A 12,013-nucleotide genomic window follows, 5' to 3' on the forward strand; every position below is an offset into this window, starting at 1 on the left:
ATGGAGGAGAGACTGATTCCCAATCTGACAGCAGCATGTCGGAGTGATTCTTTACCTTCTAATATCAGATATACTGTCTGTAATTTCTCTGAATGTGATATCTTGCTTTTAGACATAAAATGCTCCCTTCCAGGCAGTAAGAGATTTTATTTTTTCTCTTGTCTACCTAGAAGGGAGCATATCATTTTGGGTGTTGTAATATTATTAATCCTTTGTGGATGCAATATAAATTCTGCAAATTTTTCTGTTACAAAGGTAAATAGAGAAACTACCCGCAAAGCCCAATAAGAAATCTTATAATAGAAGAAATAAAAATAAAGATAAGGCAGGTAAAGTGAAGATAAGTTATACTAAGGATACATTAATTTCAGATGTGATAAGTGATCCGGTGTTCGATGATTACGGAAAACTGATTTTCCCGGTAAATAGCGGATATATGAGCGGTAATACGCTCGGAACCCTGGGACTTACATGGTACAATAATATAGTTCCGGATAAAACTGTTGAAATTGTAAACTATATGAAGTCTCAGGTTGAATCAGGTAAGGCTATTTTTTACAATATTTATTCCAAAAGTGAGCTAAAGATTGATCCCTCTAAGAAAAATACCGGATTGTTTTACTTTAGGGGTAAATCCGGCAAAAAAATTGCTGTTGTAAATGCAGGGGGAGGTTTTGCCTATGTAGGCGCTATGCAGGATAGTTTTCCTCACGCTCTTGAACTTTCTAAGAAAGGCTACAATGCATCTGCTTTTGCCAAGTCTGAGGATAAAGGCAACTTGGCTTTTCTCGAGAAGGAAAGATATACCCACGATTATCCGACACTTTGTGAGTATACATATAACGGACTATGTTTTTTCTGGAATAAGGCAAAATAATGATATTATCCATTTTTAATTTTCTATATGTAGAATCATATTTGTGACAAACTCATTTTACTTATTAAAGCACTACAAGTTCAACAAAGCCCCCCAAGGTCATCCCTGGAGGGCTTCATTATTCTGTATTTATAGCCAATCAGCTAATATTACTCAACGATAGTAGCAACCTTACCTGATCCAACTGTTCTACCACCCTCACGGTTCTACGGTGGGTGAAATGCGGTGGTTGAGGATAGTTTTAGGCAGTTTTTGTGGTATATATCGCTATTTTTTCAGCATTAATTTATTTTTTGAGAATTTTTAGAGCCAGGATAGAGCCAGAGGAAAGTACATGATATTATTTCTGAATTAAGCCAATTCTTTAAGCTTAATCATAATGTAATATATCTAATCAAATAGGCTATCATCATTTATTTATGTAAAGGTTTTCAATCTTTTCTACATAATTATCAATGGAAGATAAATTTTGTATGTCCTGCATTTCCTCAAAATTGCTTTTTATTTTTTCAAAATAAGCACTTGTATTACTTTGAATCTCTTGCAAGGATACATTTTTTGTCATTAACCATAAAAAGTAAAAATTCTGATCCGTTTTATATGGTGCTGATTTTTTAGAGTGTTGTACCATTTTTCTAAAATCCAGATCATCTTTCACAAGTGATTCTATTTTTTTTGTAAAAATCTTAACTTCATTTAAGCTTTCTAGAAACATTTTTGAATCTCCGTTAGAGATATCCGTTAAAAACTTTGTAATATCATCTTTATTTTTTATTCTTGAACACAATTTACCATTTTTTACATATATATTTAGTACACTTGACACCTTTACATTGTCAACTTTTACTTTATATTCTAAATATGCCAATGAAATGATTAGTTCTTCTAGTTTCATTCTATTATCACTTTTACGATATACTCGATCTGCATATTTACTTGCAATTTCTTTAACCTCAGCTGTAACTTCTTTCGCTATATATGCATTCCACATTTCAAATGTATTTGGCTTAATTGGATATGGCTTAGAATTCAATCTTAAAAATAAGTCTATTTGACTGAACCCAGGATTTAGAGTTTCATCAATTTCTATCACATCAAGTGGAAAATCCAATACCTTATTCTCATAATCTTCTCCAATTTTATCTATATTCTTTCCATTCAAATTAGTTAATATGCGCAATCTAGACAATTTGAATCTATCCTTCGTTGAACTTGTGAATTCTCCATTCTCATTCAAATATGTTTTCCCAAGAAATCCTATTATAGTTAATAGCCTCTGTTGTCCATCTACAACTTCCTTAATTTTATCATTTCTTTTGTAAATAAATATCGGTGGAATACTCACTCCAAGTAAAATACTCTCCATTAAATAAGAGGCTTTTGAAATATTGGAAACCTCTGATCGTTGATATTCTGGCCTAATCATAAACTTATTTTCTTTCATATCAGCCAATATATCTTCAATCGTTAATGACTCGGGTAATGGCTTATTTAATTTATAATAACTTACTTCCTCACTCTCTTTTCCTTCCTCAAACTGGAGGTTTCCTTTCAAATATTTCGAAAAGTTTATATTAAAAATTTTATTACAAATATTTGCCACATATTTATATCTCCTGTTAATGCTTGAGTAATAATGACTTCCTGTCTTTTCAAATACTGAGTATATTGTCTTATCATCAATAGAAATATCCTTCCAAATATCTTCATTGCCATCTTGACAATAATATGCAGCTGCAATATCTTCAATATGTTTATCACAAATATTACTTTTTTCCAATTCTAAGATTGAAAATGCCCAGAAATTTACTTCAAAAAACAAATTGTTTGCATTTATTTTTTCATCATTCATTATTTTATATAAAGATTTTATCAGATAAACTTTTTCCGTAAATGAAGACACTATGTTTATATTTTTATCATATGTATTATTTGATGTAACATTATGGTATGTCTTGTTAATTATATCCGCTTTAGATGTAGCTCTAGCATATGTTGAAATTGGAATATATGGTAATGCAATTAAACTTCGTGTTATTCCAACCAATACATTCACCATATCTCTCGAATTGTTTTTTCTTTTACTAATTGGAAGAATGGTTTCTCTAAGAAAATCATATAATACTTTATCGTCATTAATCTTTTTAGTTAACAGTTCTGTTAGCTCATCTGAAATATATGCAGCCCTCTCAATATCGTACTTCTGTAATGGAGTTATTCCAGAATTGTATCTTCTAAATATTTCTTTTTTTATTTTATCCTCTTTATCTTCTTCTAATTTAGGTTCATCCACTACGCTAAACTCAATAATTCTTATCCTTGTAACCTTAAAATTTTCTTGAATATCCGAAGATATTTGGCTATACTTTTTCCCCACTAGTTTTTTTAAAGTATGCAAACCATTATCTTTCAAAATAAGCTTATCTTCAATAAATCTTTTTATAGTTTCAAAACGTTGTCTACCATCGATTACTTCCTTCTTCGTTTTACCATTAAACATCACAAGAGGTGGTATTTCGGTTCCAAGTATAATACTTTCTATAAAATAGCTAGCTTTCTCATCATCCCAAACATAATTCCTTTGAAAATATGGTTTATAATCTACTTTATCTAAATATCTTTCATTAAAAAAAGTTGTTTTAATTGTTTTTACAATATTTTCTATTTTTAGTTTTTCTTTGAAAATATCTTCTATATCTGAATAATCCAATTGTATATTTGCCATTTTATTAACCTTCTATCCTTTCTCTATCTTTCATCGATTTTTGTAAAAATCCTTTTTCATTATTTGATATAACTGATCCTTGATACAAAAACTCATTATTATATTTAGATCTCTGTTTTATAAGTCCATCCATTCCAAATCTAAATATATATTGCCAAGATATATTACGAAATGCTCCATAAATTTGATCTGCAGCAGGAAGCCATTCATAGATATACCTGCATTCATCATATACAGTTATATCTGTATACATTTTTTTTATTTTTGCTTTATATAATAACCTTATATTTTTTTCTACAACATTGTGATATGGTGTTATTAACTGATTTATAATAACATCATATATCATGTTAAAATGAGGTTTATCCAAAAATTGATAAACTTGATTTTTTTCAAACATTTCTTTCAAAAGACTTAAGTTCTTGTTTTCAAATTCTTTGCAATTTCCAATTTTAAGTAGATATTTTGTCCCTTTAATTATATCTTCTATCCCATCAAATTCATTATATAACTCATTAATCTTTTGAATATTAATGTTAATGTTCTTTAAATTCTCAACAAGCATAATAAAATTGGAGAATGCATGCTTTTCTGACTTCTTTAGATATTGAAAATCCGAATTTTCCACATCGTTAATTTTAAATAGCTTATCTATGTAAGAGTTTTTACTTAATCTTTGAAGTGGAACAACAATTGCAGGAATATCTCTCAGGACGGATGAAATAAAATCTCCATAATATTCATCAAAATTATCTTTAACTCTCGCTTTATAGCTTAAATATTCTTGTTCTTTTAAAAACTCAGTGTCTGTAATTGGATTACTCTTACAATATAAGTATAATGTAACTAAATCTAAATATTCAGGTATATCTTTTTCATCAGGCTCAGTAAAATTTGATATAATTATCCCAGGCGAAACTAATCGTTGATATTTGCATATACTAGTAATGCATCTAAGTGCATGTCGTGATGACGGAATACTTCCACAAGCATCAATATAAATTATATCAAATTGTTTTGGAGTATCTTTCATAAATGTCTCGATATTCTGCCTAATAATGCGTGGTTGTGGGTACACATCCTCTTTAAATGTTTTAAGGGCTATGCTATATACTTTACTATCAGATTCAAATGCCCATATGTTTTGTGGCAACACTCCTTTTACAATAAATTCCTCAAAATCATTATTGGGCTCAGGTCCACACAAGTAGCATACAACCAATTCTTCAGCTCTCTTGACTCCAACACACGAGTCATGCATTTTTTCCCATTCCCTTATATATTGGACATCTATTCTCTTTGCTTCAGAACTATTATTACTATCATCCATGGTAATTGTGTAATAGTCATATATATTTCTTACATAATCCCTCTCTACACAGGTTGATTCATAACGTTTAGTGGTCAGCATATCTACGGCCTTTGATATTGAAATATGCCTTGCTTTGTTCTTCTCAAACTGGTTATATTTTTTATCTTGTATCATTTTTCAATAAATTTAGCCTTTCTATATTTTTATAAGTATTATATATACTAAATCTCACACGCCCTTCCCATTATACATTCCAGTCTCTTTTACGATATTATTTTCGTACCACTCTTTAGGAGCTCCCTCACTATGGTAAGCAGTATCAAACATTTTATATATTTGTGGATATTTGACATCAAATTTCAATAAAGTCTTCAGTTCCTTAGTCTCTATTGGAAGTATCTTCATTCCTTTAATATACTCCCCTGCATTGTTATAGTACTCCATATACTTTCTGGCTCTAAAATCCGATATCACATTATTGTTTAGGTATGTTGTTATAAATACACAATAAGCCTCATCTTCCGGATGGGCTAAGCAGTAATCTCCTAAATGTCTTGAAACAGGCTCCATCTCCATCCTTCGCTGGTTTGAACCATCTGCCAGAGTTGCCTCTATAAGCAAAGTGTGCTTAGGATAAACCTCTGTCTTATCATACTTCCATACTATATCAGCTTCTCCGCCGCCAGCATGGGTTTTAGGCAATAAATCAGCTTCTAAAGATAAATTCATATATTCAAGAACATCGCCTTTTCTCTCACTGACTATATACCATGCAACACCAAGCACATATTCAAATATTGTAGGTATATCAGCATTATCTGTAACCATGTTCCTTATTTCATCATCATTTCTGCGCTCAAAGGCATTAAATAAGTTGATAAGAGTATCTTTATCAAACTTATCATCTATGAGCTTATTAAATCTTTCGTATCTTTCATCCTTAATAACCTTTCTAGCCATTTCTTTATTAGATATACTTGTGCCAAGAGCCTGCCCTAATCTCTTATATAACTCATAAATGTCAATATCAAAGAATGTAGCAATAGCTTTTAATGGAGCATTTTTTTGCAATAATTCTGTCTTACAGAAAGCAATATCTAATAATCGGTCAGATATCATATCAATATAACATTCTGGCAATACATCAAGCTTTACCTTGTTATCCTCAAATAAAACTATATCTGTAATCTTAAAGTATCTCCTGTTCAGATCAAAGTAATCTGATAATGTTGCCTTTGCCTTAAAAATATGCATTATCTTAAAAAATTCTTCGTCAAAGGTTTTTTCTGATGTTGCCTGTAATATAGGAACAGCATTTAGTACTGATAAGCCTTCTCTTACTATTACACTTCTCACATTACTATTAAAGAAATACTTTCTCCAAGCTCCACCAACCTTACTGTTAGTCAATTTCTTTGTAGCTTCATAAAGCTCTAATGCTAGATTATCTTTTGAAAGAACTATCTTCTTTAGTATTGTATATAATTTATAGTATGGTTTATCATACTTTGCACTCTTTCTATTGATTCCAACATTACATATCAATTCTTCCGATATCGGTTCTGTTTTTAGTAAATTCAATGCCTGCTTATAATTATCCTTTTCCATTAGAACCGATAAGATAATGTCATCAAACTGTTTTTTACCAGCCACTCTATGTCTTTTTATACTACTAATAATATCTTTTGTCGTATTCTCGTCTATACATAATGGCAATAAGTATGTAAATTCATCATTTGTAAGATATTCCAATTCATTTATTAAATATAAAAAGACAACAAATGGTCTCACTATCTTGCCTTCAATAACATTAGATGTTTTAAGCAACTGTTTGAAATACAAATAACTATCTTTTGGAATCTCCAAAAAGTTATCAGACGAAAAGTCATTTAACGCTGCAATTTTTAGCAATTCCAATCCCGATTCCGTTACATTTCGTTCATCATCAAGCAGACCGATATCTCTTAATCCTGAAGTTTTTTCTCTTGCATCCTTATCCGGACGTACTGCTTCACCTTTTACAAATCCGCTTTCTCTTAAAAAATTATAATATTCTGTCTGAAACTCATTATTACCATTCCATTCCTTATTAGTATTTTCTTCAATTTCTCTAAACTGTTTTAATAACTGTAACTGTTTTTCTATACTCAAGTTGAAATTGTCTGTACGATAACTTGTCGTTCCTATTGACCAACAGTAACTTTTAAACCCAATCCTTTTAGCCATAAAACATCCCTCTCCAATCAGTAGTTTACAATCAATACTTCTTTGGTAACTCCATCTTTCTTTGTGTGATAATTTGAATTAGAATAATCATAATTTAACGGAATTACTCTGTATTTTTTATTTTTATTTACCCAGTCACATAATATAGTATTTATCTTCCCCTTGCTTTCCAGTACATTAGATAAAGCAAAACGAATCCCTTTCTTATCAAGTTCTTCCAAATACCTTAGCAAGTCACTTTCATCTTTTTCCGTCCACCCGGATTGTTCATTATAAGTAGCACAAGTAATTAAATATGGTGGATCAGCATAAAAAAAACTTTTGTCCGTATATCCTTCCATGCTTACATTCCTGAAGTCATCTACGGTGAACTTATAATCACTGCTCTTAATCCTATCAATAAATGCTTCCAACTTTCCTTTCATTTTAGAATTAAAGTCCCTCTTGCCTACTGGTAAGTTAAATTCTTCTTTTCGATTAAACCGCAGCTGATTATTAAAAGAATATACAATTAATAAATATAACATTAAGTAATATTCATCATCTTTCTCTAATTTATTATTAAAATCTTCTCTTAGCTTATTATAGCCTAACTTATTATAATCCCCTAATCCATTCGAGCTTTCACTATTGTAATAATCATAGCCATTTTCACTCACGAGAGATAACCCATATTTATCTATGGCACTATATACCCATTGTATTATTTCAGTCTTAGGCAGTTTCCTAAATATGTCTAACAAACCAACAAGATATTTATTGTTATCATTAAACAATACTTTACCGCATTCAACATTTATTCCAACATTGCATCCCCCACAAAATAAGTCAACCATTTTATCGATATTTTTAGGGAACAATGGGAGTATCTGTGAAAGTAATTTATATTTACCACCTGTATAATTTAAAGCTGATGGAATAACCTCTTTTTTCTCATTGCTGCATATGCATAAAAACAATCGTTCCTGATTTGTCTTTATATCAGACTTTCCTGTAGAGAATGCCTTATAATCCTCAGCAAAAACTTTTACTTCACCCTTCTTTCTCAAAATTCTCATGATGTCTTCATCGCTTATTTTTGCATTTGAGCGGTCATTCCCTTTATTTGCCATATCATTGTATGACAATAGAATGTACTTTGCATGTATGGAACTAATTAGATTCTCAAAGCTTGCGGTTGCTTTCGAAGTACAATAATCACTTTTTAAGTCAGTTCTGTCCATTTTTTTTGCAACTCCAAATACTTCCGGTTTATTCCATCTGGCAACATTCTCCAGTAAATGATATGCATCGCAATACTGCCTCGAATTATATGGAGGATCGATATAAACTAAATCAGCTTCTATTTCCGGTACAAGCTTATTTGTATCCATATTATAACAAACATTATTTTCATTAAGATTAGATTCAGGCTTAGGAACATATAATTCTAAGTGTTTTTCAAAATTAACTCTTTGTCTATATGCGTCATAATGTCCGCAGGTATTGGCAATTCTATCCATTGCATACAGCAACGATGTTATAAGTAAGGCTCTTTCTCTCTCATTGATTTCATAAGCATTATACTTATCCTCTATATCCTGCCTAATATATCCTATTTTTCTGCAATCATCTAGAGAAAAGTAGGTATTTGAAAAATTGTTGCTCATATAATTATCTTCTATAACGAACAAATTGTTGTAACCTGTAATGAGGTTGATGATTTTATCTTCTGAATATTCTTCATTACTAAACCAAGCAACATGACATATATAATTGCTATACATAATATCATTAGTAATAAGCTTTTTATCAGTAAACGCTGAGGCTACAGCCCCGGTCCCTGCAAAGATGTCCGCAACAGTATTTATGTTTTTACATTCATTTTCAACCACTCTTTTAATAAATGGAAGCAATTTATATTTATTTCCTAAATATCTCCGATTATTGATTTTTGTAGTTTTATATTCTCTAACTATCCCCTCTGTTTTAGCAGCAATATTTTCTTTGTTCTTTTTTATATATTCCTTAAGTTTGAGATAAGCCTCCTCATTCCAAACTATTCTTCCATTATCATTGACTTCAACTTCTATCGCAGCATTATCTTTTAGATAATATAAATATGACCTGGAAATATCTAATTTTCTTGCTAACTGTATTGCAGAATAATTCATATTTTCATCTCCATCTTATGCAACAAATTTTATCATTTTTTGGACACTTTTTATTCTATTATATCATTATTTAGCAGCTTTTCAATCAAATTATTGAATAATTTATTATAAAATGGATGCTAATTACATGAAACCTTCATCCCTTTGTTTTACCACAACCATCTTCTACAATACTATCTCGAAACATTATCCTTTTCCACCTACAATCTCACTTAAAATAATCGCTTTACTCATATCCCTCCCAAACCTCTCTCAATCCATTCCCAGCTGACTTCTAAAAACATTATAATCCCTTCTCATCTCCCTTAAAATCTTAGCATCCCTAATATAATCCTCGGACTTTTCCACCCCATCCAGCACATCTCCAGAAAAATCACACTTAAGCAGGGCTTCTCTTGTGAGTACATTTCTTATTGCTTTCTTTTGCATAAACTCACTTTTCATATTGCCAATCTGTATTTCCATCCCTAAATTATCTCTTTCTCCAAATCCGTTACTTCCCCTTTCATATTCAATCATATAGCAGAGTCCTTCTATGTATCCATCAACGATTTCCAGAAAATTTGGATAATTGTTTCTAATAATATCTATTCTTTTTTCAGCAGAAAAATTCCCATAAGCTTGAATTAAATTCATTTCTATCATAAACCAATCCTCCCATTTATCATAAATTTTATTCTTACTTTAATTTACAATAATTATTTTAGAATGATCGTGAACAAAAATCGTTCCCCAATAACCGTACAAAGTTCGGTAGGAGCGAACTTTTAAATTAGTCATATTTAAGTATATGACGATAATGGTTTTGATGTTTGCACTGTTATAAAATTGATATCTAATATTTTTGAAAGAGCCTTTTATTCCAAAGCTTTATTTTCAGTTTAACTTCGTTATTCTGAATTCGGTATAAAGTTCGCAAGCAGTGCCCTCGTACACACACGAGCGCATTTCTGCTTGTTGGGGAAGTCCCCAATCCCTTTAGAATGACATCTTCGATGTCAAGCTGCGCCATTACATTCTATGATGGCTGAGTAAATATAATACTCCAAAACATAAACAGAACAGGGCAATTTTTATTCCCTGCTCTCTTGTTTACATATTCTGTTTACAAATGGTTTTTTGAAATTTTTCCGTTTACATGGTTTACAAATCTGCAAACCCTTGATTCTAAAGGCTTTCAGCATAAACAGATTTGTTACATTCTGTATACAGGCCTATGTAAACAGAATTTGTAAACAGCGATGAAAAAACTTTTTATTTAAATGGTACCTTCATACTGTCATCTGCTTTCTGAAATCCTTTATCATCGGCCATACGATGCCAGCCTCTTTGGATTCCATAATCCTTAAAACGGTGTGTGGAAACTTTCTCCCAACCTGTAATACGGTTGTTCATGATGTTATTTATCTCTTTGAGTTCCCAGTCTTTAGGAGTATCAAATTCATGATGGAAGGCTTCTTTGTATATCTGAAGGCTGCAAACATAATCACCAATGAAATTGTCTAACCAAAGCTGAATAAGACCAACTTTACTGTCTTCCGGCATAAATTCTTTCTGCATTTCTTTCAGATATTCTTCTGTCTGCTTTGATAGTTTCAGCTCGTGCCTGCTCCTTCTGTATGTCACCATTGACTCTGCCCAGGCCTGCCTGATGTACTCTCTTGATTCTTCTTCATCTTCCAGGATGTGCTTTTCAATCCTTTCAGCGTGAACCAGTACAGGAGCAAATCTTCTATTCCCTGTCCTGTCAAGTGGAAGAAAGTCCATATTGTTGGATGTGCCTACAAATACACATTGCCTTAGCCTATCTTCAGGATGAGTCTCATAGGGTATTTTGTAAGTTTCTTTCTGTCTGCTGATAAAGGATTTAATATCTTCAATGCTTTTTGCATTTACTGTCGCCATCATTTCAGACATTTCTATAATCCAATGACCCTGCATTTTGCGGTAAACATTTTCATCATCCATCCGTTTTAAGTCATCTGAAAACCATTCATCCTGCAAGGCAAGGAAACGAAAAAATGTTGACTTCCCTGCCCCCTGTCCTCCAACAAGGCAGACCATTATTTCAAATTTACACCCCGGCTCATATATCCTGTGAATGGCCGCCTGCATAAGAAGGTGTGTAATCTCTTTTGTATAACCATTATTATCTGCTCCCAGATATTTTGATAATAGATTATCTGCCCTAGGTCTGCCATCCCATTCCAAGGCTTTCAGATATTCCCTGATTGGGTGATAACGGTTTTCGCTTGCTATAATGTTCATAGCCTTGTTTATATTACGCTCATTCTTTATCCCATAATTCTTTTCAAGATACCAGTGAATCTGATATACGTCTGTATCGGTAAGCCCTGCAGAGTTTTTGTCCCAGCCAAGATTCTTCACAATATCCACCTTGTCTGTTAATTCATTTTTTCTTATAGCACCTTTTAACAATGGATCTTTTTGAAATATGAGCATACAGTTACTTATTGTCTGGTATGCCTCTCCCCTGTCATTCTTAAAAAGTTCTTCCCTGACATCATCAACAGTAAGCATTTCACTGTCAAGCACTTCTTCTATTGCATTCCACGATTCTTCTGTATGATTTTCCAACAGTTTCTGCAAGCCTATCCACCCCCTTTCTTCCAAGCAAAAATAATTCCTGCCTGTCTTTTTCTGTTCCCATACACAGGATGTCAAGCCAGTATTCCATTATAGGTTCAGCATTAAGCATT

At 31.8% G+C, this 12,013-nt stretch carries 7 protein-coding genes; 1 reads left to right on the top strand and 6 read right to left on the bottom strand.

Features of this window, described 5'->3' with window-relative positions; translation table 11 throughout:
• Positions 1-334: 334 nt before the first annotated feature.
• Positions 335-877 (top strand): hypothetical protein, encoded by a 543-nt coding sequence (locus tag GCWU000282_RS06260; protein WP_023354201.1) that lies wholly within the window; start codon positions 335-337, stop codon positions 875-877.
• Between the two features lie 409 nt (positions 878-1,286).
• Here GCWU000282_RS06260 and GCWU000282_RS06265 read toward each other — a convergent pair whose 3' ends face one another.
• The 6 genes from GCWU000282_RS06265 to GCWU000282_RS06290 all read right to left on the bottom strand — a co-directional run bounded on the left by GCWU000282_RS06265 (position 1,287) and on the right by GCWU000282_RS06290 (position 11,834).
• A complete protein-coding gene (locus tag GCWU000282_RS06265) occupies positions 1,287-3,602 on the bottom strand; it encodes a DUF262 domain-containing protein (protein ID WP_023354202.1) in 2,316 nt (771 codons plus the stop codon).
• Positions 3,603-3,606: 4 nt separating this feature from the next.
• Positions 3,607-5,088 (bottom strand): hypothetical protein, encoded by a 1,482-nt coding sequence (locus tag GCWU000282_RS06270; protein ID WP_023354203.1) that lies wholly within the window; start codon positions 5,086-5,088, stop codon positions 3,607-3,609.
• Positions 5,089-5,142: 54 nt separating this feature from the next.
• The gene (locus tag GCWU000282_RS06275) at positions 5,143-7,140 is read right to left on the bottom strand and encodes an AlwI family type II restriction endonuclease (protein WP_023354204.1); all 1,998 of its coding nucleotides are present in this window, start codon (positions 7,138-7,140) and stop codon (positions 5,143-5,145) included.
• Positions 7,141-7,157: 17 nt separating this feature from the next.
• Positions 7,158-9,293, bottom strand: coding sequence for a Dam family site-specific DNA-(adenine-N6)-methyltransferase (locus GCWU000282_RS06280; protein ID WP_023354205.1), 2,136 nt, complete (start codon positions 9,291-9,293; stop codon positions 7,158-7,160).
• 252 nt (positions 9,294-9,545) lie between these two features.
• The gene (locus tag GCWU000282_RS17035; RefSeq protein WP_023354206.1) at positions 9,546-9,938 is read right to left on the bottom strand and encodes a hypothetical protein; all 393 of its coding nucleotides are present in this window, start codon (positions 9,936-9,938) and stop codon (positions 9,546-9,548) included.
• Between the two features lie 609 nt (positions 9,939-10,547).
• Positions 10,548-11,834 (bottom strand): VapE domain-containing protein, encoded by a 1,287-nt coding sequence (locus GCWU000282_RS06290; RefSeq protein ID WP_035039862.1) that lies wholly within the window; start codon positions 11,832-11,834, stop codon positions 10,548-10,550.
• Positions 11,835-12,013: the final 179 nt, after the last annotated feature.

Origin of the sequence: Catonella morbi ATCC 51271 (assembly GCF_000160035.2) — a bacterium.
In the GTDB taxonomy this organism is placed as follows: domain Bacteria; phylum Bacillota; class Clostridia; order Lachnospirales; family Lachnospiraceae; genus Catonella; species Catonella morbi.